This window comes from Massilia sp. 9096 (genome assembly GCF_000745265.1).
In the GTDB taxonomy this organism is placed as follows: Bacteria; Pseudomonadota; Gammaproteobacteria; order Burkholderiales; family Burkholderiaceae_D; genus Telluria.
Map to the genome: position 1 here is coordinate 1,541,439 of NZ_JQNN01000001.1, position 25,306 is coordinate 1,566,744.

Sequence of the window (25,306 nt, forward strand, 5' to 3'; positions counted from 1 at the left end):
CACGCTAATGCGGACGCTGCTTGATGGCTGGGTTCCGGCTTATTCGGCCGCTTGCGCCTTGACTGGCTCGTCGTCCAGCTCGGCTGCCTGGGTGCGGGCCTGGGCGGCCTTTTGCGCGGTCGGCAGCGTCGCGACGTTGTCGGCGCTCGCGCCTTCGACCGGCTCTTCCATCGCGGCCAGCAGCTTCTCGAACTTGTAGCCCGGCGCCGTGGTCTGGATCAGGTGGTGCATCTGGGCCGCGGTCTTGTCCCACGACGTCTGGGCGACGACGGCGCGCATGCGCTCGGCCAGGTCGGCCTTCTGCGCATCGGTCAGGGTCAGCATGCGGTCGCAGGCGGCGATGAACGCCTGCGGGCCTTCGGCGATCTCGACGACGTCGCTGTACGGCACCTTGACGTCGGTGATCGGGGTGCTGACCGACGGCAGCTCGGCTGCCATGTACTCCAGCACCTTGGTCGGGCTGATGAACTTGGTCGACTCGTTCAGCGCGAACGGCAGCAGGCAGACGTCCCAACCAGCCAGGAACTTCGGCAGGTCGTTATAGCCGCGCTGGCCCATGTAGTGGATGTTGGCGCCTTGCGGCAGGTGGGCCGGGTCGATCTTGACCACCGGGCCGACCAGCACGATCTGCCAGTCCGGACGGGCGGCCGCCATTTCGCGGATCATTTCGGTGTCGAAGCGCTCGTCGATCACGCCGTAGAAGCCCAGGCGCGGATGCGGGATGTGTTCCTGGTCCGGGTGGCTGTTCGAGTGGTCGCGCGCTTGCTGGAAGTGCTTGGCGTCGACGCTGCTCGAGAAGCAGTGGGCGTTCGCGTGGCGTTCCTTCTTGCTGTTGTACAGGCTCGGGCCGCCGGTGAAGCACAGGTCGGCGATGTTCAGCAGTGCGCTCTCGCGCTGCACCAGCTGTTTCGGCGGGTTCTTGAATGCGGCCAGCTCGTCCATGCAGTCGTAGATCACCAGCGACGGCTGGAAGCTTTGCAGCAGCGGCAGCGCCATCGGGGTGTAGAACCAGACGACCGGCTTCTCGCCTTGCGGCACCAGGTCGGTCAGCAGGGTCTGCAGGGTCGGCAGCTGGTCGTCGTGGAAGCCGTGGGCGTGGATCGCCGTGTGCGGCTGGCAGATCGTGATGTTCGGTGCGACTTCCGTTTTCTTCAGATACGCCTGCCCTTCACTGTACACCGGTTCCTCGATGATGAGGATGTTGTAGTGTTCCGCCAGGCGCGTCATCAGGTGCTGGGGGCGCTGAAATACGAAATCCCAGCGCAGGTGGCAAAACACGATAAGGGTTGGCATATTCTTTCCTTTCGCCTTCGAGGCGTTCTCGTTGATCTGGATTGCAGCCGGCTCGGTCGATCGCTGCCGCCTCAAACGGGGCGTCTAAAAGCCTGCCGGACCAGACAATCCTAACATGCAAATTTCCCAATATTTTTGTTGACAAATTAAAATATTTATAACGAGAAACGATTTACATGAGGAACAAACTGCTCTTCCCAGGGAACGCCTCGGCCTACCCATCCGGCGTAGGTTGGGTCCTACATATAATCAGGAAAAAACACTACGAAAACTCATCATGCGCGCCCACGCGGACATGGGTGCGCGAGCCCCTGAGTCAGTCGTTCAGGTAAGGCTCGGCGCCTTCCGGCTCGCCGTGCGCGTCGAACCCGCTCGCCACCAGCACGCCGTCCAGGCCGGCGGTGCCGAGCGCATCGCACAGGTCATCCAGCTCGGTTTCCAGGTCGGCCGCCAGGTCGAACGGCTTGTCCACCGTGGCCAGCGGCGCGCCGCCGTCGAGCGGATAGAAGTTGATACGCAGCACTGCATGGCCGCCGACATCGAGCGGCGCGACGACCGCTTTCAGGCGATCCGGTTCGCGGTCGAGCTCATCGATGCGGCCGTTGACTTCGGACAGCGTGGCCAGCATCGCCAGCTCCGACAGCGCCTGGTCCTTGGCCCCGTAGAACAGGTCTTGATACAGGAAATTGATCTCGAGATTGGCCGGATGCGACGACAGGCAGCGCGACAGCAGCGGTGCGATGCTGCCGGCCCACATGCGGTAGCGCGCCATGCGGCCTTCGAAATAGGCGTCGGCCGCAGCTTCGTCCTTCGGGACGCGGTAGAAGGGATCGTCGGTATGCTTGAGAGAAAAGCCGACCAGGAAACGCAGCTCCATCGCCTGGTCTTCGGGTTCGTAGTCGCCGTCCTGCCACGGCCGCATGCTCGCTTCGATGGCAGGCGCCGCCGTCAGCTTTTTCGAGCGCATCGAGGCGGCGGCTTCGCGCAGCATCTCCTGCAAGCCGCTGTAGTGGATGCGGTCGATCGAATCGAGGTCGTACAGGTGGCGCACCAGGTTGACGCGGGTGTCGGCGCTGGCCAGGCCGGCCTGGCGCAGGCTTTCGCCGAGCTCTTCGAAGGCGGCATCGTCGGCGAACACTTCGTCGGGCTTGAGGCCGCCGGTGCTGTGCACGAACAGCGGGATCATGAAGCAGTCGATCTCGGCGTCGGCTTCGCCCTCGATGCGCACCTGCAGCGTCGCCGCTTCTTCCTCGATCTTGTCGCGCAGGTAGCGGCAGGCGTCGGGGTCGGTGAAGCGCGCGATGTCGATCGCGCCGTACAGCGCCTCGTCGTGCTTGCGGCGCAGCGCGCGCCGCACCAGGGTCAGCACGTCCTGTTCGCGTGCGGCCAGCGTGGGCGGGTCGAGGTCTTCGCGTTCGGTGATCTCGAGCGCGAGATCGACCAGGTTCTGGGCCAGGCCCTCGTGGTCGGCCTCCGCCGCCTGTTGTGCGGATTTGCGGGGGGCGGGGCGCTTGTTTTTCGGCATGGCGGACTTCGTAAGGAATGAACAAGCCGCAATGTTAGCAAATCGACGGCGACAGCTCGATTGTCCCAGAACCCTGGCTGGTGCAGCGTTCGTTTACCCGGTGCACGTCCGGACGGGGCGGCCGCCTGCGCCGCCCCGGAGGGCTCAAGCCGCCAGCTGCAGCTGCGGCTCGCGCGCCGCGCCCGCGCGCGCCGGCGTGTGCGCGTTGCGCGCGACGCCGTCCAGCTGGAATTGCGCCACCAGCTGGGCCAGTTCGGCCGCCAACTCGCGCAGCGACTGGGCGCTGGCCGCCGCCTCCTCGACCAGCGCGGCGTTCTGCTGGGTCACGTCGTCCATGCCGATGATCGCTTGGTTGACCTGGTCGATGCCCTGGGTCTGCTCGCCGCCGGCGCTCGAGATCTCGCCGATGATCACGCTGACCTCGCGGATCTCGTTGACGATCCCCGCCATCGCCGCGCCGGCCTGGTCGACCAGGCGGCTGCCGTTGCCGACTTCGGTCACCGAGGCGCCGATCAGGGCCTTGATCTCGCTTGCGGCGCTGGCCGAGCGCTGGGCCAGCGTGCGCACCTCGCCGGCCACGACCGCGAAGCCCCTGCCCTGCTCGCCGGCGCGCGCCGCTTCCACCGCGGCGTTCAAGGCCAGGATGTTGGTCTGGAAGGCGATGCCGTCGATCACGCCGATGATGTCGGCGATGCGCTTGGACGAGACTTCGATCGCCCCCATCGAACGCACCACGTCGGCCATCACGGCGCCGCCGCCCTCGGCGGTGCTCGACGCGCGTCGCGCCAGCGCGTCGGCGCGCTGGGCATGTTCGGCGTTCTGGCGCACGGTGCCGGTCAGTTCTTCCATCGCAGCGGCGGTTTGTTCGAGCGCGCTGGCCTGCGATTCGGTGCGGCCCGACAGGTCGAGGTTGCCGGCGGCGATCTGGTCCGACGCCTCGGCGATGGTCGCGGCGTGGTTACGGATGCGGCGCACGGTGCCGGCCAGTTCGTCCTGCATGCGCGCGATCGCGCCCAGCAGGCTGTCCTTATGCACGCCGTCCAGCGGGACCGGCTGCGACAGGTCCTTGCCGGCGATGCGGCGCGTGATCTCGGCCGCTTCCGCCGGGTCGGCGCCGAGCGCGCGGCCGATGCTGCGCACCAGTGCCCAGCCAAGACCGGCGATGGTGACCAGCGCGAGCGCGAACACCAGCATGAAGCGGGTGGCCGAGGCGTAGAACACGTCGTCGATGTCGTCGTTGAAGAAGCCCGTGCCGATCCACCAGCCCCAGGGCTGGAACGCGATCACGCCGTTCAGCTTGGGCACCAGGGCGCCGGTCTTCGGATGCTTGGCCTTGGTGGCCAGCAGCGCGACGCGCGACTTGGCCAGGGCTTCCTCGAAGGCGAGGCCGTCCGGGCGGCCGTCCATCGTCTCGCCCTGGGCCACCTTGCCGACGTTCTCGGCCTTCGGGTGCACCAGGTTCAGGCCGTTCGGCAGGCGTACCCAGAAATAGCTCTTGCCATCGTTGTTGAGCTGGGTAAGCGCCTCCTTGGCGGCGGCTTGCGCCTGCGCTTCGCTCAAGCGCCCTTGCTTCTGCTCGTCGTTGTAGTGGGCAACCAGGTGTTCGGCCTGGATCAGCATGTTGGTGATCTGCGCTTCGCGGTCGTCGAGCATGGCGCGATGCAGGGTGCTCAGGCCGAGCGTGCCCAGCGAAGCCAGTGCAACGACGGCGGCGCCGACGAGAAGGAGGAGACGGGTCGAAACTTTCATGAATGATGACGGCTCAGGTAGTGAATCGTTGGTCATCGTACGGCGGACGGATCAGCGGTCAGCCGGCGGACGGCCGTGCATGAGGCGCGTCCGGACGCACGGGAGAATATATATTGACGTGAAGCAATTCTACCGTACGCTTCAATCATCGAGGTGGGAAATGAAGAAATCCGGGCGCAACTTGCGTGTTATTTCCAACACGGGCATCACGTGATCGAGGTGTTCGCGCATTGCGCCGGCCGCGCGGGCCGGATCCCGGGCCTCGATCGCCGCCACCACCGCCCGGTGTTCTTCGAGCACGCCGGCCATGCGGCCGGCCAAAGGCAGGGTCAGCTGGCGGTAGCGGTCCATCTGCGTCTTGGCCTGCTGGATGATCGGCCACACGCCGGGGCAGCCGGACATCGAGGCCAGGGCCGCGTGGAACTGCTCGTCGGTGCGGTGGAACGCGTGGAAGTCGCTGGCGGCGATCGCCACCGCCTGCTCCTGCAGGATCGCGTGCAGGCGCACGGCGTCCTCGGGCGTGGCGCGCGTCGCGGCCTTCTCGATGATCGCCAGCTCGAGCGCGTGGCGCACCAGGTTGGCTTCTTCGAGCGCGTCGAGCGGGATGCGGGCGACGAACGTGCCCGAGCGCGGAATCACCTCGATCAGGCCTTCGTCGGCCAGGCGCTGCACGGCTTCGTGCACCGGCGTGCGGCTGGTGCCGAATTCCTCGGCGATGTCACGCTCGACCACGCGCGTGCCGGGCAGCATGTCCATGCCGACGATGCGCTGGCGCAGCGCCAGGTAGACGCGGCGCGCGGCGCTCAGGCTGTTTTCGGTGACGGATTGAGGGGGTGTCGGCGTATTCATGGACGAAAGTGTAACGAAACTTGGCGCTTTCGTGTCAAGGCCTCGATGCCGCGGGCAACAACTGCGCCGGCATGAACTCGCGCCCGATGATCGCGCCGCGGCGGCGGATCACGGCGCCGGCCAGCAGGTGGCCATCGCGCGCGGCCGCGGCCGGATCCTTGCCCGCCAGGCGCGCCGCCATGTAGGCCGCGCCGAACGAGTCGCCGGCGGCGGTGGTGTCGACCACGTCGTCGACCCTTGCCGGCGCGATCTCGTGCAGCGCGCCTTCGGCCCACACGACCGCCGGCTCGGCGCCGCATTTGACCACCACTTCCCTCACCCCTTGCGCGCGCGTGCGCTCGACCGCGGCCTGCGCCGTGTGCTCGCCATAGAGCGCCTGCTCGTCGTCCAGCGTCAGCAGGGCGATGTCGGTGTGGGCCAGCACGCGGCCGTAGACCGCGCGCGCCAGGTCGGCGCTTTCCCACAGGCGCGGCCGGTAGTTGTTGTCGAACACCACGCTGCCGCCGCCGGCGCGGCACTCGGCCAGCGCGGCGATCAGCCGCTCCCGGTCGGACGGCGCCAGGATCGCCAGGCTGATGCCGGACAGGTAGACCATGCGCGCGCGCGCCAGTTGCAGCAGCACCTGGCCGGCCGCGGGCGCGTCGAGCCAGTGCCTGGCGGCTGAATCGCGGCGCCAGTAATGGAAGCGCCGCTCGCCCGACGGTTCGGTCTCGATCATGTAGATGCCCGGCAGGCGGTCGGGCAGGCGCTGCACGCAGGCCGTATCGATGCCTTCGCGTTCCCAGCTGGCCAGCATCTCGGCCGACATGCCGTCCGCGCCGAGGCCGGTGACGTAGGCCACGCGCGCGCGCGCCGGGTCGAGCAGGCGCGCCATGTAGACCGCGGCGTTGAGCGTGTCGCCGCCGAAGCGGTAATCCATGGCGCCATCGAGGCCGGGGCTGCGCTGCAGCTCGATCATGCATTCGCCGATCGCGTAGACCGTCTGTGGTTGGGATTGCATCGATTTTCCTTTGTGTTTCGCGAATTTTATCCGTAAAAAAGCCCCGCCGCCGGTGGGCAGACGGGGCTTTCGATTGCGGCTCGGGGATCAGTGATTCGAATCCCAGGTCGAACCGAAGTAGTTGGAAGCGCCGATGGCCGGGAAGTCGACATAGGCCTTCGAGCAGTCCACCACCTTGGACGGGTCGACCGCCTTGGTCGGGGTGCCGGTGATCACGTTGCGGTTGTTCGCGTCGGCGATCAGCGGCAGGTTCACGCCCTTGATCGTCAGGTTGGCGTCCGAGGTGAACAGGTTGATGCTGTCCGGCGAATCCGCCACCACGTTATTCATGGTCATCACCAGCGGGTACTGCGGGTTGCCGAAGCCGCCGCTATTGGCCTGGAAGCCCTGCAGTTTGACGCCCGACGAGCCCTGGATGCGCACGTTGTTCAGCGTGATGTCGTGGAAGTTCGGGAACAGCGGACCCGCAGCCGGAAGGGCCTTGGTGCTGTAGTACGGCGTGAACAGCAGTGCGTTGGAGGCGTTCTCGATGCAGATGTTGTTGTAGAAAACATTGCTGACTTCGCCGCCGCGCGCATAGTCCGACTTGATGCGCAGGCCTTCTTCCGAGTCGCGGAACGAGTTGTCGTACACCTGGACGTTCGTCACGCCGGCATTGGTCTCCGAACCGACCGAGATGCCGTGGCCCCAGTAGATGTGGTTGTGGGCGATCACGATGCCGTACTTGCGGTCGGCGCGGACGTCGCGGTTGCCGTCGATGCCAGGCAGGCCGGAACCGGCCGGGCTCGGGTTGCTGCTGCCCTTGAGCGCGATGTCGTCGTCGCCGGTCGACACGTAGTTATAGGCGAACACGAAGTTCTTCAGGTAGCCGTCGAAGGCGATCTTCTGTGCCGACGTGGTGGTCGAGCCGGTGGCGAGCGCCACCGAGGTCGGCTTGGAAGCCGAACCCGGGTCGAAGGCGTCGGTGTTCTTGACGTTGTCTTCGTTGTACACGGCGCCGGTGTACAGCGGGTTACCGTTGCCGGCCGGGTTGGCGAACGCCGCCAGCGACGGGGTCTGCACCTTCACGCCCCACACGGTCAGGCCATCGACGCCGCTCGGCACCACGTGGAAATTGGTGCTGTTGTTGAGCGTGATGCGGTACAGAGTCAGGTTCTTCGCGTAGTTGAACACCATCATGCGGAAGTTCGACTGCGAACCGTAGCCGGTGGTGCCGTTCTGGACCATGTTGCCCAGGTAGGCCAGGTCCCACCACGTCATGTTGCGCGACGAGGACTTCGAGTCGACCACGGTGCCGCCGTTGTCGCAGGCGGTGCCGTCGGCGGCCTGGGTGCCCTTGGCGTAGTTGACGTAGGTGTTCGAGCAGGTCATGTCGACCTTCATCAGCGGGTACAGCTTGTTGCTGGTGACGATCTCGGCATAGCCGCGGCTGTCGATGCGGCCGTCGCCCATCACGGCCGAATTGACCATGTTGTTACCGTTGATCAGCGCCGAGCAGTTCGACGACGAACCCGCCTTGGTGGCCGACACCGCGGTATTGCCGCAGTAAGGGCCGGCCGGGTTCGGCGAGAACGCGGTCACGTCGCGTGTCGCGTACATGGTCACGCCCTTGTCGATCCACAGGGTCACGCCCGACGGCAGCGTCAGCGGGCCGGTGATGAAGCCATTGCCCGGGCCTTGCGAGTTGACCACCAGGCGCACCGCGAACTTCGATGCCTTGTACTGCGGCTTGGCCAGTTCCTCGCCCGACACGCCGGCGATGTTGACGTTCGGCTTGGCGGCAGCGGTCTGGCTCGCCACCGCGCTGGCATCGGCGGCGGCGATCTTGGCGCCGACTTCGGCATCGACCGACGCGCCGCAGGCGTCCAGCGCGGCCTGGATGCGGGCCTGGTCAGGGTTGATCATGGTCTTGTCGACCGCGACGCCGACGCCCGACTTGGACGGATCGGCTTCCGGCGGCAGCGAGCCGTCCGGGCGGCTGACCAGGTTGTTCGACGCTTGCAGGGTCGCGCACACCTGGGTGTCGTTCGGCAGGGTCGGTTCCGGCGGCAGGTCCGGGTCGTACGAGGTGGTGCCGACCTGGTAGACCGAGCCGGCAGTGTAGGCGACCGCGGCTTGCGGCGAACCGCCGCCGCCGCCACCGCAGGCTGCCAGCGCGGCGGCGATCGCCGCCATCGGCAGGACCAGGCGGACGTCTTTCGCGACGCCGGCCAGTTTCTGAATCTGTTTACTCATGGATTGCTTCTCCGGGTGTCTCTTCTGGTTGTATTAGAAGCGTGCGATCAAGCCGATACCGAAGGCGCGCGGGCTGTCGCCCGGCGCCAGGTAGGCGTCGCTCTTGCCGATGTCGTTGCTGTAAATCGGCGCCTGGCCCAGGTTCACGCTCTGCTGGGCGCGGTTGCGGATCTTGGTGTAGTAGACGTACGGGCTGAGGTAGCGGTTCAGGTTGAAGATCGCACCGATCGAGTACTGGGTCGCACCGAAGTCGCCGTTGTTGGCGAAGGTGGTGTTCTTCAGGTCGTACAGCTTGCCGTAGGACGCCATCACGGTCGCGCGGCCGAAGTCTTGCGCGATCGAGGCCATGGCCGCGTTCTGCTTCATGGTGCCGTAGGTCGAGCCGGCATAGAAGCTGCCGGCGCTCGGCACGGCCACGTCTTCGTAGCCGTAGCGGCCCTGCTCGAAGCCCAGGCCGATGGTGGTGTGGGTCGGCAGCTTGTAGACGCCCACGACCTTCGCGAAGTCGGTCTTGGCGCCGGCGACTTCGCCGGTGCGGAAGCCGAAGCCCTGGGTCAGCATGTCGGTGTTGACGCCGGTGCTGTTCTGGCGGTCGTAGCCGACGCCCAGCGACAGCGGGCCCCAGGTGTACTTGGCGGCCACCGACCAGCGTGCGCGGTTGGTGTTGCTGTCCTGGGTCTCGTCGAAGCCGTAGGAAGCGCCGACCTGCAGGCCGTAATACACCGGCGACAGGTAGTGCGCCGAATTCTTGTAGCGTGCTTCGCCGCGCGAGAACACGCTGTCGGCATTGCCCGACATCTGGGCCGAGGTGTTGTTCCACACGTCCAGGCCGCGCACGGTCAGGCCGAGGTTGCCGCCCAGCTCACCGCCCGAGCCGATCAGGCTGCGGTACACCGAGTCGTTGTTACCGATGACAAAGGTACCGAACTTGGCGCTTTCGATACCGACGTAGCTGTTGCGCGAGCTCAGCGTCTGCGACTGGCCGCGGGTGTTCACGCCGCCTTCGTCGAAGTTGTTGAGTGCGCCCTCGAGCTGCCACACGCCCTTGATGTCATCGGTGACGCCGATGTTGCCGCGAAAGCCGATACGCGAGTTGCCGTCGGAGACACGGCCGCGGGTGCTGTACGGCGTGGCGCCGCCGGTCGCCTGCACCGACTCGATCTGGCCATTCAGGAAGCCGTAGATCTGGGTGTCCACCTTCATGTTGGCGAGCTCGCCGAGGGTGGTCGAATTGGTCGTCTCCGCCTGTGCGGCGCTCGTCAGGAAAGCCAGCGCAGCCGCTGCCAGGATGGTCTTCCTGCTAGTGATGGAATACGTCATTGGAAGGTCTCTTTTTTTAACAAATAAAGCAGAAAATGCCTGCTCAGGACTGCGCCGCCGCTGCGGACGGAGCAACGTTCAAGGGTGGACGGGGTCCGCTATCGCGCACCAATATCCACACCACGACTGCCGCCAGCACGTCGAACACGGCCAGCACGACGAACATCGGGCTATAGCCCACGTGCGTGACCAGGACGCCGAACAGCAGAGTGAACAGCGTCGCGCCCAGGTAGCCGGACATGCCGGCAAGACCGGTCGCGGTCGCCACTTCGTTCTTGCCGAACACGTCGGACGTGATGGCGTACAGCGCCCCGGAGAGAGTCTGGTGCGCAAAGCCGCCGATGCACAGGAGGAAGATCGCGGTGTAGGGGCTGGCCACCAGGCCAATGCACCCTGGGGCGATCATACACAGCGAACCGAACGTCATGACATACTTTCTGGAACTAAATAGTGTTACGCGGAAATGCTTGTGGACAAAAGGCGACAGATAGCCGCCCAGCACGCAGCCGATGTCCGCCGCCAGGAACGGCAGCCATGCAAAAGCAGCAATTTCTTTCAGGTCCATGTGGCGCTCGGTCGCCATGTACAGCGGGATCCAGGCGTTGAAGGTCTGCCAGGCCGGCTCGGACAGGAAGCGCGGCACCGCGATCGACCAGAAATTCTGGCTGCGCACGATCTCGCGCCAGGGCGCCTTGGCGGCGCCGTCCTGGTGCTTGGCTTCCTGGCCGGCCAGGATGTAGCTGCGCTCGGCCTCGCTCAGGCGCTTCTGGTCGCGCGGGTGCTTGTAGAACAACGTCCAGCACAGCGTCCAGACGATGCCGATCGCGCCCACGACCACGAACGACCACTGCCAGCCGGCGTGCAGGATGCACCACACCACCAGCGGCGGCGCGCACAGGGCGCCGATCGAGGACCCGATGTTGAACCAGCCGATCGCCACCGAGCGTTCGCGCGCCGGGAACCATTCGGTCGTGGCCTTGATGCCGGCCGGGATACCGGCCGCCTCGGTCAGGCCCAGCATGCCGCGGAAGAACGCCATGCTCTGCCAGCCCTTCGCGAAGGCGGCGCAGGCGCAGGCCAGCGACCAGGCCAGCGCAAACACGGCGGAGCCCATCTTGGTGCCGATCGCATCCAGCACGAAGCCGGCCACCGGCTGCATCAGGGCGTAGCAGACCTGCCACGCCACCACCACGTACGAGTACTCCTTGGTGGACATGTTCAGGTCGGCCATCATGGTCGGCGCGGCGACCGACAGGGTGTTGCGCGCCAGGTAGTTGACGATCAGGCCGAGCGTCACCAGCCCGACCATCCACCAGCGCATGCCTTTCATTTTGCCGTTCATAATTCAGCCTCCAAGGTTGCTTGCGCGGACACGCCTGCGCGCGCCCGTCCGGGCCGTTGGGCGCGGATGCGCCGCCGGCCTCTATCGATGTTGCGTTGCGTATCTAGCCGAGCGCCGCGCGCATCCCCTGCGTGCGGATCCGCTCCAGGTCGGCGCCGACGGCATCGGCCAGGCCGGCGACCGCGTTCAGGTCCCTGCCCCACAGCGCCGTGTGGCCGAGCCAGCCGGACACCAGCTCGGCCAGGGTCCAGGCGCCGGCGTCGACCCTGGCCCAGCCCTGCCGGAACCAGGCCAGCGTGGCCGGATCGTCGGCCAGCGGGATGACGTCGCCGCGGTACAGGGCCATGGTCGCGGCCAGGGCCAGGACCAGGCGCCGCGGCAGCTCGCCGCCGTGGCGTTCGGTGTAGCGCAACAGTTGCGGCAGCACGCGCGCGGCGAACTTGCTCCAGCTGTTGAGCGCGATCGAGGCCAGCTTGTGGTGGATCGCCGGGTTGCGAAAGCGCCGCAGCACGTCGGCCGCGAAGGCTTCCAGCTCGCCGCGGTCCATGTCGAGCGCGGGGATGATCTCGTCGTCGATCGCGCTGCGCAGGAAACCGCCCACCTGCACATCCTCGACCGACTCGCGCACCGCTTCCAGGCCGGCCAGCAGTGCGACCGGCACCAGCGTGGTGTGGCCGCCGTTGAGGATGCCGACCTTGCGCTTCTTGTACGGGGTGATGTCGTCGACCAGCTCGACGTTCAGGCCGCTGCCCGCCAGTTTCAGTTCGTCGCCGACCCAGGCCGGGCCCTGGATCACGAACAGATGGTAGTACTCGGCCGCGACCAGGAAGGGGTCGAGGTAGCCCAGGTCGGCCCGGATCTCGGCTTCGTCGCCGGCCGGATAGCCGGTGACGATGCGGTCGACCAGCGTCGAGCAGAAGGTATTGGCCTCGTCGATCCAGCGCGCGAAGCCGGCGTCGAGCCGCCACAGCGAGGCGAAGTGCAGCACCGCGCCCTTGAGCGCCGGGCCGTTCTGGTCGATCAGCTCGCACGGCAGCAGCACCAGCCCCTTGTCGCGCGCGCCCTCGAAGGCGCGATAGCGCTGGAACAGGAACCGGGTCAGCTTGGCCGGGAAGCTGCTCGGCGGCGCATCCTCGAAGCGGTCGGTGTCATTCGTCGCGATGCCGGCTTCCGTGGTGTTCGAGACCACGAAACGCAGGTCCGGAGCCACCGCCAGCGCGAGGTAGTCGGCATACATCGTGTTCGGATCGAGCTCGCGCTGTACGCATTCGACGGTGCGGTAGTCCTTGACCGCATGCCCGGCTTGGTCCAGGCCGCGCACCAGCACGGTGAACAGGCCGTCCTGCTCGTCCAGCAGCGCGGCCTTGCCGCCGCCGCGCGGGCGCACGATGACCACGCCGGCATCCAGGCCGGTGCGCTCGTTGAGCAGGTCGACCTGCCAGTCGAAGAAGCCGCGCATGAAGTTGCCCTGGCCGAACTGGAGGATCTTGATCGGCAGCGCGAACGGGCTGCTTCGTTTCAGTGCATGCATGTCGGTCACGGTGCTCATCACAGCGAAATGTCGCGCTTCCAGAAAATGAAGTCGTACTGCTGCAGGCGGTCGGCCTTGCATTTGTACTTGCCGCCGGCGGTGGCGACGACCATGTCGAGCAGGCCGCGCGCGACTTCCGGCAGCGGCTTGCCTTCGACGATCGGGCCGCAGTCGTAGTCGATCATGTCGGCCAGCTTGGCCGCGACGCGGCTGTTCGACGAGATCTTCAGCACCGGCACGATCGGGTTGCCGGTCGGCGTGCCCAGGCCGGTCGAGAACAGCACCACGTTCGCGCCCGAGGCGACGATGCCGGTGACCGACTCGACGTCGCCGCCCGGGGTGCACAGCAGTGCCAGGCCGGGCTTGTCGGTCTGCTCGCCGTAGTCCAGCACTGAGACGATCGGCGAGGTGCCGCCCTTCTTGGCGGCACCGGCCGACTTCATCGCGTCCGTGATCAGGCCGTCGCGGATGTTGCCCGGGCTCGGGTTGTCGGCGAAGTGGGTGCCGACCGCCAGCGCGCGCTGCTCGAAGTCGCGCATCATGCCCAGGAAGCGGCGCTTGTCGTCGTCCTCGACGCAGCGCTCGATCAGGTTGGCCTCGACGCCGCACAGTTCCGGGAACTCGGCCAGGATCGACGAGCCGCCCAGGGCCACGACCATGTCCGAGACGTAGCCCATGGCCGGGTTGGCCGAGATGCCCGAGAATCCGTCCGAACCGCCGCACTTCACCCCGATCTTCAGGTGCGACAGCGGCACCGGCCGGCGTTGCACCTTGTTGGCGTCCTTCAGGTGCGCCAGCGTGTCCTGCAGGACCGCCTTCATCATCTTGTCTTCGCTGTCCCACTGCTGCTGTTCATAGATCAGCACGGGTTTGTCGAAGTTCGGGTTCTGCTTGGCCAGCGCGTCCTTGAACATGCCGATCTGGGCGTTCTGGCAGCCCAGCGAGAACACGGTGATGCCTGCCACGTTCGGGTGGTCGGCATAGGCCGACAGCACCTTGCACAGCGAGCGCGCATCGGCGCGGGTGCCGCCGCAGCCGCCGTTGTGGGTGATCACGCGGACGCCGTCCAGGTTCGGGAACGGACGCACCACCGGTTTGGGCGCCTCCATGTCCTCGCCCAGCAGCTGGAAGGTCAGCGACGCCAGGTCGTCGCTGGCGTAGCCGAGCGGACGCTCGAGCGCGTTGCGCAGATGCTCGACGTTGCGGTTCTCGCAGAACACCAGCGGGAAAATCAGCCAGTAGTTGGCGGTGCCGACGCGGCCGTCGGCGCGCACCACGCCCTCGAAAGTGGCGCCCTGCAGGTCTGCCACCGCCGGCGGGGTCCAGGTGTACGGTGCCGATTCGCCGATCTCGACCTCGGCCGCATGGTGCGCCAGGTTCTCGGTGGTGACCGCTTCGCCCTTCCGGATCGGGCGCGTGGCCTTGCCGACCGGGACGCCGTACATGCTCATCACTTCGCCCTCGGCGAAGGCGCGGCGGGCCAGCTTGTGCTTGGTCTTGACAGGTGTGGAGACCAGGATGTTCTCGTCGTTCCAGGTGACGACGTCGCCCGGGTTCAGGTCGGCCAGGGCGACCAGCATGCTGTCGTCCGGATGGATGCAGATTACGCGTTGCATGATCAGAGCTTGAAGTAGTTCTTGGCGTTGTCGTAGCAGATGCCGCGCACGACCGTGGCCAGGGCCTCGAAGTCGTTCGGGTACTCGCCGCCCTCGACCCATTCGCCGAGCTGGCGGCACACCAGGCGGCGGAAGTAGTCGTGGCGCGGGTAGGACGCGAAGCTGCGCGAATCGGTCACCATGCCGACGAACACGCCCAGCACCGAATGGTTGGCGAAGGCCAGGATCTGGCTCAGGTTGCCGAGCTTGTGGTCGTTGAACCACCAGGCCGGACCGAACTGCACCTTGCCGGCGACGCTGCCGTCCTGGAAGTTGCCGATCATGGTCGACAGCACTTCGTTCATGGCCGGGTTCAGGTTGAACAGCATCGTCTTGGGCAGCTGGTCGTCGGCATCCAGCGCCGACAGCAGGGCCACCAGGCCGTTCGAGGTCGTCATGTCGGAGATCGAATCGTAGCCGGTGTCCGGGCCCAGGGTCTCGAGCATGCGCTGGTTGTTGTTGCGCATCGCGCCGATGTGGAAGCACATGGTCCAGTCGTAACGGGCATACACCTTGCCGACCGATTCCAGCAGGCCGCGCAGGTACTGGGCCTGCTCGAGATCGGAGAGCAGCTCGCCGGCCATGCGCTTGGCGAAGAAGGCTTCCAGCTGCTCGGCGCTCGCCGCCACGGTCGGCAGCGTGATGTCGATCGCGTGGTCGGAGATGCGGCCGCCGCGCTCGTGGAAGTAGCCGACGCGGTTGGCCAGGGCGCTCATGAGCGCAGCGAACGAGTCGATCTTCACGCCCGAGACGTCGGCCAGGCGCGCCACGTACTCGACGAAGCCCGGGTTATTGATGCGCATCGCCTTGTCCGGGCGGTAGGCCGGCAGCACGCGCGTCTTCAGTTCCGACTTGGCGATCTCCGCGTGCTGCAGCAGGTCGTCGGCCGGGTCGTCGGTGGTGCAGGCGATTTCGACCTTCGCCTGCTCCAGGAAGGTCCAGGTGTCCATCGCGGCCAGCTTGGCGTTGGCCTGCTCCCAGATCGCGTCGGCGTTCTTTTCGTTGATGATCAGGTCGATGCCGAACAGGCGGCGCAGCTCCAGGTGGCTCCAGTGGTAGATCGGATTGCCGATCGCCAGCGGCAGCACGCGGCAGAACGCGTCGAACTTCTCGCGGTCCGAGCGCTCGCCGGTGCAGAACTCTTCCGGCACGCCGGCGGTGCGCATCAGGCGCCATTTGTAGTGGTCGCCGCCCAGCCACAGCTCGGCGATGTTGCGGAACTTCTTGCGCCCGGCGATTTCGCCCTGCTGCAGGTGCGAGTGGTAATCGATCACGGGCAGCTCGGCCGCCACCTCGTGGTACAGCTTCTTGGCGACGTCGGTGGTGAGAAGGAAATCCTGGTCCATGAAGGCGGTCATGCTCGTTTTGCTCCTTGTGTGTGGCCGGCCAAGCCCAGCGGTTAGCCTGATATATCAGGATGGTATGCCTAATATATTAGTTCTGCAAGGAGTTTTTCCGCTTGTCACGCTGGGCTGTTGCTAGATATCACGCAAACGCAACTCGGCCATAAGCGCGCGCATCCTGGCCAAAAGAAAAGCGAAGCGGGCCACGCCAAACGGGACCGTGTCCGTGCCTGGAAGACCGGTAGGACCGCCGCCGGCACTGGCGCCCTTCCTATGGGCGCGGTCCCGGCGCCGGATGCCGCATGGGGCGCGCGGTGTTATTCTTCAGGCATCGACCATGACGTTCACGGAGTCCCGATGTTTGACGAGCTGTTTCAATTACGCGAAAGCGGGACCGACGTCCGCACCGAAATGCTGGCCGGGCTGACGACCTTCCTGACCATGGCTTACATCATCTTCGTGAATCCGCAGATCCTGGGCGACGCCGGCATGCCGAAGGAAGCCGTGTTCGTCGCCACCTGCCTGGTGGCCGCGCTGGGCAGCGCGGTCATGGGGCTGTACGCCAACTATCCGATCGCGATGGCGCCGGGCATGGGGCTGAACGCTTACTTCGCCTACGCCGTCGTGCTGGGGATGAAGCTGCCGTGGCAGGCGGCGCTGGGGGCGGTGTTCGTGTCGGGCTGCCTGTTCATCCTGGCCTCGCTGTTCGGCCTGCGCGCGATGATCGTCGACGGCATCCCGCGCTCGCTGCGGGTGGCCATCACGGTCGGCCTGGGGATGTTCCTGGCCCTGATCGCGCTGAAGAACGCCGGCATCGTGGTCGCCAGCGAGCCGACCCTGGTCAAGGCCGGGGACCTGCACCAGCCGGGCGCGATCCTGGCCATCGTCGGCTTCCTGCTGATCGTGACGCTCGACCGCCTGCGCGTGCGCGGCGCGATCCTGATCGGCATCGTGGCCGTCACGGTGCTCGGCTTCTTCTTCGGCGGGAACCAGTTCCACGGCCTGGTCTCGAGCCCGCCCTCGCTGGCCCCGACCTTCATGCAGCTGGACGTCAAGAGCGCGCTGGCGGTCGGGATCCTCAACGTGGTGCTGGTGTTCTTCCTGGTCGAGCTGTTCGACGCCACCGGGACGCTGATGGGCGTGGCCGGGCGCGCCGGCCTGCTGGTCGAAGGGAAAATGGACCGCTTGAACCGCGCCTTGCTGGCCGACAGCGGCGCGATCGTCGCCGGCAGCCTGCTCGGCACCTCGAGCACCACCGCCTACGTCGAGAGCGCAGCCGGGGTGCAGGCCGGCGGGCGCACCGGTTTGACCGCACTGACGGTGGCCGTGCTGTTCCTGGCCTGCCTGTTCATCGCGCCGCTGGCCGGCGTGGTGCCGCCCTACGCCACCGCGCCGGCGCTGCTGTTCGTCGCCTGCCTGATGCTGCGCGACCTCGGCGAGATCGAATGGGACGACACCACCGAGGCGGTTCCGGCCGCGATCACCGCGCTGGTGATCCCGTTCACCTACTCGATCGCCGAGGGCATCGCCTTCGGTTTCATCACCTACGCGGCGCTCAAGCTCACCACCGGGCGCGCGCGCGAGGTCAAGCCGGTGATCTGGGTGATCGCGGCGCTGTTCACGTTCAAGTTCATCTACGTCGGCAGCTGAGCGGCGGCCGGCTTCAAGAGGCCGTCCTCGGGCCGCGCTGGCCCAAAGGCCCGTCCACCAGCAGCCGCGCGAACGCCTCGGCCGGCACGGGTGGACTGAACAGATAGCCCTGCACCAGGTCGCAGCCCAGGCTGGCGAGCAGTTCGAGCTGCCCGGCGCATTCGACGCCTTCGGCCACCACCGTCAGGCGCAGCCCGTGCGCCATCGCCACCACCGCGCGCGAGATCGCCAGGTCGTCGCCGTCGTTGAGGATGTCGCGCACGAACGACTGGTCGAGCTTGAGCTTGTCGACCGGGAAGCGCTTCAGGTAGTTCAGGTTCGAATAGCCGGTTCCGAAGTCGTCGATCGCCAGGTGCACGCCCATCGCCTTCAGTTGCGCCAGCAGCTCGCAGCTACGGCCGGCGTCGGCCATCGACGCGGTCTCGGTCAGCTCCAGCTCGATCAGGCCCGGGTCGATCCCGCACTCGTCCAGGATACGCCGCAGCGCCCCCACGATCTGCTCCGAGAACTGGAGCGCCGACAGGTTCACCGAGATCGGCACCAGCGGCAAGCCGGCTTCCTGCCAGTCGCGCAGCTGGGCGCAGGCGCGCGCCAGCACCCATTCGCCGAGCGGCATGATCAGGCCGGATTCCTCGGCCAGCGCGATGAAGGTCCCCGGCGCGATCAGGCCGCGCTCCGGGTGTTGCCAGCGCACCAGCGCTTCGGCGCCGACGATGCGTCCGCTGTTCAGGTCGACCTGCGGCTGGTAATACAGGACCAGTTCGCCGCGTTCGATCGCGCGCCGCAGCGCCGTCTCCAGGCGGAAGCGATCGTTTGCGTCGCGGTTCAGTTCGGGCCGGTAAAAGGCGTAGCGCTGGTCGACGCTCTCGAACGTCAGGCGCAGGGCTGCCTCGGCGCCGCGCACCAGGCTTTCGAAGTCGGGGCCGTCGTTGGGGTAGATCGCGATGCCGATGCTGGGATCGAGGTGCAGCTCCTCGCCGTCGTACAGGTAAGGCGCGCCCAGGGCGGCCAGCATGCGCCGCGCCAGCTGGCCGAGCTCGTCGCCGTCGCGGCGCAGCGCCGCCAGCGCGAACGCGTCTTCGGAAAAGCGCCCGACCGCATCGCTGCCGCCCTGCTCGCGCAGGCGCTGGGCGGCCTGCTGCAGCACCGACTGCTCGGCCAGCGGTCCGAGCGCCTCGCGGATCAGGGGCATGCGGCCGAAGCGCAGCAGCATGAAGCCGAGCACCACGCCATCCGGCCGCGCCGGCGCCTCGATCCGGGCCTGAACCTGGCTTTCCATCTGGCGCACGCGGTCGCGCAGCAGCAGGCGGTTCGGCAGGCCGGTGAGCGCGTCGAACTGGCTCATGTAGCGCACCCGCTCCTCGGCGCCGCGCAATTCGGTGACGTCGATGCCGGTGCCCAGCAGGTATTCGACGCTGCCGTCGGCGTGCGTCAGGGCCGTGTTGGTCCACATGATCGTGCGCAAGCGGCCATCGCGCGTGCGCCATTGGCCATGCAGCTGGGGCGGCACGCGGCCGGCGCGCAGGGCGTCGAACACGGCGCGCACGGCATGGCCTTCGTCGCCCTCCTCGTCAGCTTCGGCAGCGCCGCCCAGCAGCACCTCCCAGGCTGGCCGGCCGATCGCCTCGCAGGCAGGCCAGCCGAGCGACTCTTCGCAGGCCCTGTTGAACATCACGATGCGGCCGTCCGGATCGGCCAGCAGTACCAGCGCCCCGGCGGTGTCGACCACGGCCGACAGCCGGTTTTTCTCCGAGCGCAGCGCCTCGGTGCGCTCGACGACCAAGGCTTCGAGGCGCGCCGTCATGCCCACGCGCGCGAGCGCGGCCGCGACCTGGGCCGCGATGCCGTCGAGCAGGCGGCTATGCTCGGGCGCCAGCGCCGCCGTGCCGGCCGGCGCCACGTGCAGCATGCCGACCCGCCGTCCGCCGGCCTGCAGCGGCAGACACAGGTTGCCGTTCGCGCCGCAGTGGGTGCAATCCGGGCAGCCTGGCCCGGGCGCCAGGCCCTGGCCCGCCACCAGCCGCAGCGCACCGTCGGGCCGGGCGCCGGACAGGGCGGCGCCGCGCAGCGCCGGCAGTTCCAGCAGGTGGGCGACCACGGCTTGCGCCACCGCGGCTTCGCTGGCGGCCACGTTCAGCGCGCCGGCCACCCGGCCCAGCAGATCGAGCGTACCGACCATGCGCCGCAGGCCGTCCTGCTGAGCAGCCAGCTCGGCATTCGCGCGCACCACCGCGTCATGGGTCGAGACCAGCAGGTCGAGAACCTGGCGCCGCTGGGCCGGCATGAATTCGAGCGCGCCTGCCGGCACCCCGCGCGCACGTTCGTCGAGCATGCGCCGTACGCGCTCGCGCAATTGCTGCGGATCGTAGGGCTTGGACAGGAAGCCGTCGGCGCCCGCCTCGAGCGCGCGCACGATGTCTTCCAGCGTGCTCAAGGTGGTGAGCAGCATCACCGGCAAGGCGGCGGCGCCGGGTTCCGCCTTCAGCGTGCGGCACAGTGTGTAGCCGTCCATGCCCGGCATCGCCACGTCGCTGATCACCAGGTCGGGACGGCGCACGCGCACCGCGTCCAGCGCACGCAAGCCGTCCGGGGCGACGCGGGTGCGCCAGAGCGGCTCGCCCGCGAGCAGCCGCACCAAGTGCTGGGCCTGGGTGGGACTGTCCTCGACCACGAGAATGTCAAGCATGCCCGGCACAACTGTTCTGTCACGATTCGTTGTCATTGTCATGAGGCGTCGGTGCGGCCGGCAAGGCCGCGCCCTCGCGCTGGCTCCATGGATGCGTTACGGCCGTTGCAGCGCGCTCGCCGGCCGATTTCATGCTTCCATCATAGCCAGGATGAGCACTTTGACAGCATTGCGCCGATACCGGATTGTGGCGCATTTGTATGTACGCACGCTACTGCCGCGCCCGCCGACTTAACGAAATCATGACCCGGAACGGGGCACGCCCATACAGATTTGACGAATGTATCGAGCAACCATGCGGTTTTCACTGCCCCGATATTGACCCGGTCTCACAAAAACGTCATAGATTTAATGACGCTAAGAAATTTACATTGTTGGCAAAAGTCAACATCGTGGCATGTCAGCGCGCCAACCCGTGCTGAACCGCGTAACGGATCAGCGCCGCGTTCGAAGCAAGCCCCATCTTGCGGAAGATGCGGCTGCGGTAAGTGTTGACCGAGCTGACGCTGATCCCGAGCTCGGCCGCAACCTGCTTGATCTGCAAGCCGGCGCCGATCAGCGCGACGATTTCCTGTTCGCGCGGTGTCAGGCTGTGATGGGCCAGGTGGCGCACGTTGCCGGCCGCGCCGTGGGCGAGGATGGCGCTGGTGCGCGGACTGAGCCAGGTTTCGCCGCGCGCCGCGGTGCGTATCGCGTCGACCAGTTCGGATGCGGCCACGCCTTTGGGCACGTAGCCAAAGGCGCCGGCGCGCAGCGACGCCGCCGCGTAGCGCTGCTCCGGGTGCATGCTGAGCATGACGACGCGCAGCGCCGGGAAATGGTAGCGCAATGCGGCCAGGCCATCGAGGCCATCGGCGTCCGGCAGGCTGATGTCGAGCACCGCCACATCCGGGCGCACTTGCGCGATCAAGGCCAGGGCCTGGTTGAGGTCTGCTGCTTCGCCGACGATTTTTAGGTCGGCGTTGGGCCTGACGATTTTCTTGATGCCTTCACGGATCAATTCGTGATCGTCGGCGATGACTAACCGGATCAAACTAATCCTCTCATACATTCATGCCGGTATGTCCGGCAAAGGGCGCATTCTAGTCATGCCTCCCCCACCATTGCAAACGTAATGAATTGGGAATTAACAATTACATTATCTAGACAACTTGCCCCGAATTCGTAAATTTACGTGAGGGAAGGCTGCGCCAACGGAGTTTGGGCTACAATGGCGCCTCCGCCGGATCGGATCGCCAGTCGGGTCGTCGATGGCAGGCGGATCATCCATGAACGACAGGCTGTCCCTCGCCATCATGCGACAGACGGCAGCCGTACAGATGCCTATGAAATCTCTGATGTTTTGCGCGGCGCTCGCCGCTGCCGGCGTCGCCCGCGCGGCCCATGCGGGCGACGCCGAGGACGTCCTCGACAACGCGCCGCAATCCTCTTACTTCACGCAAGCCCCGAAGGTCGCCGTGCCCGAAGGCAGCAGCTGGTACACCTCGGCCGAATTGGGCGCGATCTCGACCACCGGCAACACCACCGGCACCTCGGTAACGGGCAAGATCGACGCGCGCCAGGAACTGCTCGACTGGAGCAACGAGTACATCTTCAGCGGCTATTTCAAGCAGGACGACGTCATCAACGCCGACGGCAGCCATACCAATACCCGTTCGGCGGAGCGCTACTCGGTGTCGGCCAAGGCGGCCTACAAGCTGCTCGAGGATGGCAAGCGCGCTTTCCTGCTCGGCTCGCACGTGGCCGACAAGTTCGGCGCCTACACGCGCTACTCGACGCTGGCGATCGGCTACGGCACCCAGCTGCTCAAGCGCGAGGACAAGACGCTCGACGTCGAAGTCGGTCCTGGTTACTTCCACGGCGAGAACGCGGCCGGCGGCGAGGAATCGGGCATGACGGTGCACGGTGCGGCCCAGCTGCGCTGGCGTGTCAGCCCTTCGGCCCAGTTCGCCCAGACCGTCAACGTCGAACGCGGCACGTCGAACATGCACACGGTCGCCGAGACCTCGCTGAGCACCAAGATCAACGGGACGATGCAGATGAAGGCGGCCTTCAGCGCGCGCAACGACACCAATGTCCCGGTCGACAAGAAAAACACCGACACCCAGACCTCGCTGACCCTGGTCTATTCCTTCTGAGCGCCGGTGCGGCAGCCGCAGCGGATCGCCTGCGGCGCCTGCTACTTCGGGTGATTTTTACTTCAGCAGCACGCGGCCGCTCAGCTTGATCGTGCCCTGGCCGGTGCCCATGTCCTCGCCGCCGGTCAGGTCGCCGCCGCCGCTCGCCTTGGCGTAACGGCCGGTGCCGCCGGTGACCTGGAAAGTGGCGTTGCTGAACACGAAATTGGCGCCGACGCCGGTCGGGACGAACTGGCCGCTGTAGTCCGCGAACACCAGCTCGCCGGTCAGCGTGGTGATGATGAAGTGGCCCTGGCTGAAGGTATAGCCGCTGCCGTTCGGGGTGATGCAGTCGCTCGACAGGAAGCCCACTTTACCGAACAAATTGCTGTCGCCGAAGCCTGCGATGGTGCCGCCGAAGTTGGACGGGCAGCGCGCCATCGGTCCCGGGATCTCCTGTAGCACGCCCGACAGGGTGAAGTCCTGGTAGGACGACCCGTTCTTGCTGACGCCGGCGGAAGCGCACAGGGCGACAGACATCAACAGGGAACCGGCAGCGAGGCGCAGCAAAGATTGTGACATGGACCACTCCGAAACGTTTAGGGGTGCCCATGATAACGATTTGAAACTTGCGACCGCGCACGACTGCGCGAGTGTGGTTTTTAGTTGACGCGCGCACCCGGATAGGCCGGCCAGTCGTCCGCCAGATGCAGCCAGCGCAGGCGCGACGCGGCCTGGGTATGGTCGAGCGGCGCGGCCTGCTCCGGGTCGTCCAGGCTGCAGGTGGTGATGTCGACTTCGCCGGGAAAACCGGCGTGGCGATACACCAGTTGCGTGCCGCAGTCGCGGCAGAACGCGCGCTCGACAGGCAGGCTGGAGCGGCGCCAGCGCGGCCGCCCGCGCACCCAGCGCAGCGCGTCCGCATGGACGCTGAACCAGGCCACCGCGGGCGCCCCGGTGGCGCGCCTGCAGTCCTTGCAATGGCACAGCGTACGGTGAAACGGCTCGCCGTGCGCCTCGTAGCGCACGGCGCCGCAGGCGCAGCCGCCGGTCAGTGCCCCACCCTCTTGCACAGCTTGCGAATCACCCTGCGCCATATGCCGCCCTCCTAGCGAAGCGCGGCGCGCGGCGCAGGCGCCGGCACGCGCGTGAACAACAGCGCCACCAGGCTGACGAGCGCAGCTGCACCCAGATAGTAGCCGACGTACTGCAGCCCGTGGTGGGTCGCCAGCCAGGTCGCCGCGTACGGCGCCAACGACGCGCCGAGGATGCCGGCCAGGTTGAAGGTCAGCGAAGCGCCGGTGTAGCGCACCTCGGCCGGGAACATCTCGGACAGCAGCGTGCCCAGCGGTCCGTACGTCATGCCGATCAGGCATTGGCCCAGGACCAGGAACAGCGTCACCATGGCGAGGCTGCCCGAGCCGAACATCGGTCCGAACAGGAAGCCGAACACGATCATCGCCGCCGATACCGCGATCATCGCGAAACGCGCGCCGCGCCGGTCGCCCAGGATCGCCGCCAGAGGGATCGTCAGGCCAAAGAACACGATCGCCAGCAGCTGCAGCAGCAGGAAGGTCTGGCGCGAGTAATGCAGCGCGGTCGTGCCCCAGGACAGCGCGAACACCGTCATCAGGTAGAAGATCACGAAGGTCGCGGTCGCGCCCAGCGTGCCGAGCACCAGTGCGCGCGGATGGGAGCGCAGGACCGCGGCCACCGGCAGCTTGACCCGCTCGTTGCGGTCCAGCACCGCCTGGAACGCCGGCGTCTCGGTGATTTTCAGACGCACGTACAGGCCGACCGCGACCAGCAGCGCGCTGGCCAGGAAAGGAATGCGCCAGCCGTAGCGGAAGAAGTCGGCGTCGCTCATCGCCTGCGACAGCACCAGGAAGGTCGAGCCGGACAGGAAGAAGCCGAGCGGCGCGCCCAGCTGCGGGAACATCCCGTACCAGGCCCGCTTGCCCGGCGGCGCGTTTTCGGTGGCGAGCAGCACCGCCCCGCCCCACTCGCCGCCCAGGCCCAGGCCCTGGCCGAAGCGGCACAGCGCCAGCAGCAGCGGCGCCGCGGTGCCGATCGAGGCGTAGGTCGGCAGCATGCCGATCACCACCGTCGACACGCCCATGGTGAGCAAGGCGGCCACCAGCGTGGCCTTGCGTCCGACACGGTCGCCGAAGTGGCCGAACACGGCCGAACCGACCGGCCGCGCGAAGAACGCGATGGCGAAGGTCGCCAGCGACTGCAGCGTGCTGGCTGCCGGGTCCCCGGCCGGGAAGAACAGCTTGGGGAACACCAGCACCGCGGCGGTGGCGTAGATATAGAAGTCGAAGAATTCGATGGTGGTGCCGATCAGGCTCGCGAACAGCACCGTGGACGGGCGGTTCAGCGCTTGCGGGATCTGGGTGTCGAGCGAACTCATGCGGCGCCAGCCCCCTGCAGCGCCTGGTCCAGCTCGGACGTGTCGCCCGGGCGCACCACGCGGGCGATCTCCTGCCCGTCCTTGAGCACCACCACGGTCGGCCACAGCTTGACGCGGAACGAGCGTCCGAGAGGACGGCCCGGACCATCCTCGACCTTGACATGGCGTACGTTCGGGTACGGCGCGAGTGCGCTCTCGATGATGCCCTGGGCGGCGTTGCAGTAGCCGCACCAGTTGGTGCCGAAGTCGAGGGCGACCACTCCCGGCAGCGCGTCGACGGCGGTGCGCTCGGGTTGGGCGGTGTCGTAGGGTTGGGTCATGGTGTGCGCTCCTTGTCTTATTGTTGGTGATGCTAGCGTACCCGAAAAGGCGGCGGGCGGCATCCCCAGCCTTGTACGCCGGTCCGGCGCCGGCCCTTGGGCTGGTGGCGGGTTTTGTGTTGTGGTTGTTTTCATATCGGTTAGTTGCAAAAGATGTATAGAGCTGATAGTACTCCGAAGACTATCGACGCAAGCGAAGATCGGCCCATTCCATGGGAAGCACTGCGGTATCAAAGCGATGTATACGTTCGTGAACGAACAGAACGGCATTTGACCCG

19 protein-coding genes are annotated in these 25,306 nt (G+C 66.7%); 2 read left to right on the forward strand and 17 right to left on the reverse strand.

From position 1 onward, the window contains the following. Nucleotides 1-39: 39 nt before the first annotated feature. From FA90_RS06730 to uxaC, 11 genes are all read right to left on the reverse strand, one after another. Nucleotides 40-1,293 carry a glycosyltransferase gene (locus tag FA90_RS06730; RefSeq protein WP_036167201.1) on the reverse strand — a complete coding sequence of 418 codons (1,254 nt, stop codon included), beginning with the start codon at nt 1,291-1,293 and terminating at the stop codon, nt 40-42. Between the two features lie 316 nt (nt 1,294-1,609). After that, nucleotides 1,610-2,818 carry a DUF2863 family protein gene (locus tag FA90_RS06735; RefSeq protein WP_036167204.1) on the reverse strand — a complete coding sequence of 403 codons (1,209 nt, stop codon included), beginning with the start codon at nt 2,816-2,818 and terminating at the stop codon, nt 1,610-1,612. 144 nt (nt 2,819-2,962) lie between these two features. Then, the gene (locus tag FA90_RS06740) at nt 2,963-4,567 is read right to left on the reverse strand and encodes a methyl-accepting chemotaxis protein (protein ID WP_081933698.1); all 1,605 of its coding nucleotides are present in this window, start codon (nt 4,565-4,567) and stop codon (nt 2,963-2,965) included. Nucleotides 4,568-4,708: 141 nt separating this feature from the next. Next, nucleotides 4,709-5,416, reverse strand: a complete 708-nt coding sequence (locus FA90_RS06745; RefSeq protein WP_239700568.1) for a GntR family transcriptional regulator — start codon at nt 5,414-5,416, stop codon at nt 4,709-4,711. A gap of 34 nt (nt 5,417-5,450) precedes the next feature. After that, nucleotides 5,451-6,416 carry a sugar kinase gene (locus tag FA90_RS06750; RefSeq protein ID WP_036167206.1) on the reverse strand — a complete coding sequence of 322 codons (966 nt, stop codon included), beginning with the start codon at nt 6,414-6,416 and terminating at the stop codon, nt 5,451-5,453. An 87-nt stretch (nt 6,417-6,503) separates the two neighbouring features. Continuing rightward, nucleotides 6,504-8,591, reverse strand: a complete 2,088-nt coding sequence (locus FA90_RS06755; RefSeq protein ID WP_373994632.1) for a glycoside hydrolase family 28 protein — start codon at nt 8,589-8,591, stop codon at nt 6,504-6,506. Nucleotides 8,592-8,684: 93 nt separating this feature from the next. Next, nucleotides 8,685-9,971 carry a porin gene (locus FA90_RS06760; protein ID WP_051971517.1) on the reverse strand — a complete coding sequence of 429 codons (1,287 nt, stop codon included), beginning with the start codon at nt 9,969-9,971 and terminating at the stop codon, nt 8,685-8,687. Between the two features lie 43 nt (nt 9,972-10,014). Then, nucleotides 10,015-11,313 (reverse strand): MFS transporter, encoded by a 1,299-nt coding sequence (locus FA90_RS06765; protein ID WP_036167211.1) that lies wholly within the window; start codon nt 11,311-11,313, stop codon nt 10,015-10,017. Between the two features lie 103 nt (nt 11,314-11,416). Beyond that, nucleotides 11,417-12,862 carry a tagaturonate reductase gene (locus FA90_RS06770; RefSeq protein WP_239700569.1) on the reverse strand — a complete coding sequence of 482 codons (1,446 nt, stop codon included), beginning with the start codon at nt 12,860-12,862 and terminating at the stop codon, nt 11,417-11,419. Next, nucleotides 12,862-14,460: a UxaA family hydrolase gene (locus tag FA90_RS06775; RefSeq protein WP_036167214.1), complete on the reverse strand. Its 1,599-nt coding sequence runs from the start codon at nt 14,458-14,460 to the stop codon at nt 12,862-12,864. Before FA90_RS06775 ends, FA90_RS06770 begins: the two co-directional genes overlap by 1 nt. Before the next feature lie 2 nt (nt 14,461-14,462). Continuing rightward, nucleotides 14,463-15,857, reverse strand: a complete 1,395-nt coding sequence (uxaC, locus tag FA90_RS06780; protein WP_036167216.1) for a glucuronate isomerase — start codon at nt 15,855-15,857, stop codon at nt 14,463-14,465. 342 nt (nt 15,858-16,199) lie between these two features. On the opposite strand from uxaC, the gene FA90_RS06785 reads away from it, so the two are divergent. Further along, entirely contained in the window at nt 16,200-17,492 is a 1,293-nt protein-coding gene (locus FA90_RS06785) for an NCS2 family permease (RefSeq protein ID WP_036167219.1), read from the forward strand. Nucleotides 17,493-17,505: 13 nt separating this feature from the next. Here FA90_RS06785 and FA90_RS24870 read toward each other — a convergent pair whose 3' ends face one another. Continuing rightward, nucleotides 17,506-20,178, reverse strand: a complete 2,673-nt coding sequence (locus FA90_RS24870; RefSeq protein ID WP_051971518.1) for an EAL domain-containing protein — start codon at nt 20,176-20,178, stop codon at nt 17,506-17,508. Nucleotides 20,179-20,578: 400 nt separating this feature from the next. Further along, a complete protein-coding gene (locus FA90_RS06795) occupies nt 20,579-21,211 on the reverse strand; it encodes a response regulator transcription factor (protein WP_036167222.1) in 633 nt (210 codons plus the stop codon). 292 nt (nt 21,212-21,503) lie between these two features. On the opposite strand from FA90_RS06795, the gene FA90_RS06800 reads away from it, so the two are divergent. Next, nucleotides 21,504-22,316, forward strand: coding sequence for a YdiY family protein (locus tag FA90_RS06800; protein ID WP_307170836.1), 813 nt, complete (start codon nt 21,504-21,506; stop codon nt 22,314-22,316). Nucleotides 22,317-22,373: 57 nt separating this feature from the next. Here the strand turns inward: FA90_RS06800 and FA90_RS06805 are convergent, their stop codons facing one another. The 4 genes from FA90_RS06805 to FA90_RS06820 form a co-directional block, all read right to left on the reverse strand. Continuing rightward, nucleotides 22,374-22,877, reverse strand: a complete 504-nt coding sequence (locus FA90_RS06805; RefSeq protein ID WP_156116617.1) for a hypothetical protein — start codon at nt 22,875-22,877, stop codon at nt 22,374-22,376. Between the two features lie 80 nt (nt 22,878-22,957). Further along, nucleotides 22,958-23,392: a GFA family protein gene (locus FA90_RS06810; protein WP_051971520.1), complete on the reverse strand. Its 435-nt coding sequence runs from the start codon at nt 23,390-23,392 to the stop codon at nt 22,958-22,960. Nucleotides 23,393-23,403: 11 nt separating this feature from the next. Then, nucleotides 23,404-24,708 carry an MFS transporter gene (locus tag FA90_RS06815; RefSeq protein ID WP_036167225.1) on the reverse strand — a complete coding sequence of 435 codons (1,305 nt, stop codon included), beginning with the start codon at nt 24,706-24,708 and terminating at the stop codon, nt 23,404-23,406. Continuing rightward, a complete protein-coding gene (locus FA90_RS06820; protein ID WP_036167228.1) occupies nt 24,705-25,028 on the reverse strand; it encodes a thioredoxin family protein in 324 nt (107 codons plus the stop codon). The genes FA90_RS06815 and FA90_RS06820 overlap by 4 nt, the downstream gene beginning before the upstream one ends. Nucleotides 25,029-25,306: the final 278 nt, after the last annotated feature.

Excerpts from the sequence above, each read along its gene's own strand:
- FA90_RS06730 (WP_036167201.1), bottom strand. The coding sequence starts at position 1,293 with ATGCCAACCCTTATCGTGTTTTGCCACCTGCGCTGGGATTTCGTATTT.
- FA90_RS06735 (WP_036167204.1), bottom strand. The coding sequence starts at position 2,818 with ATGCCGAAAAACAAGCGCCCCGCCCCCCGCAAATCCGCACAACAGGCG.
- FA90_RS06740 (WP_081933698.1), bottom strand. The coding sequence starts at position 4,567 with ATGAAAGTTTCGACCCGTCTCCTCCTTCTCGTCGGCGCCGCCGTCGTT.
- FA90_RS06745 (WP_239700568.1), bottom strand. The coding sequence starts at position 5,416 with ATGAATACGCCGACACCCCCTCAATCCGTCACCGAAAACAGCCTGAGC.
- FA90_RS06750 (WP_036167206.1), bottom strand. The coding sequence starts at position 6,416 with ATGCAATCCCAACCACAGACGGTCTACGCGATCGGCGAATGCATGATC.
- FA90_RS06755 (WP_373994632.1), bottom strand. The coding sequence starts at position 8,591 with ATGGCGGCGATCGCCGCCGCGCTGGCAGCCTGCGGTGGCGGCGGCGGC.
- FA90_RS06760 (WP_051971517.1), bottom strand. The coding sequence starts at position 9,971 with ATGACGTATTCCATCACTAGCAGGAAGACCATCCTGGCAGCGGCTGCG.
- FA90_RS06765 (WP_036167211.1), bottom strand. The coding sequence starts at position 11,313 with ATGAACGGCAAAATGAAAGGCATGCGCTGGTGGATGGTCGGGCTGGTG.
- FA90_RS06770 (WP_239700569.1), bottom strand. The coding sequence starts at position 12,862 with ATGAGCACCGTGACCGACATGCATGCACTGAAACGAAGCAGCCCGTTC.
- FA90_RS06775 (WP_036167214.1), bottom strand. The coding sequence starts at position 14,460 with ATGCAACGCGTAATCTGCATCCATCCGGACGACAGCATGCTGGTCGCC.
- uxaC (WP_036167216.1), bottom strand. The coding sequence starts at position 15,857 with ATGACCGCCTTCATGGACCAGGATTTCCTTCTCACCACCGACGTCGCC.
- FA90_RS06785 (WP_036167219.1), top strand. The coding sequence starts at position 16,200 with ATGTTTGACGAGCTGTTTCAATTACGCGAAAGCGGGACCGACGTCCGC.
- FA90_RS24870 (WP_051971518.1), bottom strand. The coding sequence starts at position 20,178 with ATGCTTGACATTCTCGTGGTCGAGGACAGTCCCACCCAGGCCCAGCAC.
- FA90_RS06800 (WP_307170836.1), top strand. The coding sequence starts at position 21,504 with ATGAAATCTCTGATGTTTTGCGCGGCGCTCGCCGCTGCCGGCGTCGCC.
- FA90_RS06805 (WP_156116617.1), bottom strand. The coding sequence starts at position 22,877 with ATGTCACAATCTTTGCTGCGCCTCGCTGCCGGTTCCCTGTTGATGTCT.
- FA90_RS06810 (WP_051971520.1), bottom strand. The coding sequence starts at position 23,392 with ATGGCGCAGGGTGATTCGCAAGCTGTGCAAGAGGGTGGGGCACTGACC.
- FA90_RS06815 (WP_036167225.1), bottom strand. The coding sequence starts at position 24,708 with ATGAGTTCGCTCGACACCCAGATCCCGCAAGCGCTGAACCGCCCGTCC.
- FA90_RS06820 (WP_036167228.1), bottom strand. The coding sequence starts at position 25,028 with ATGACCCAACCCTACGACACCGCCCAACCCGAGCGCACCGCCGTCGAC.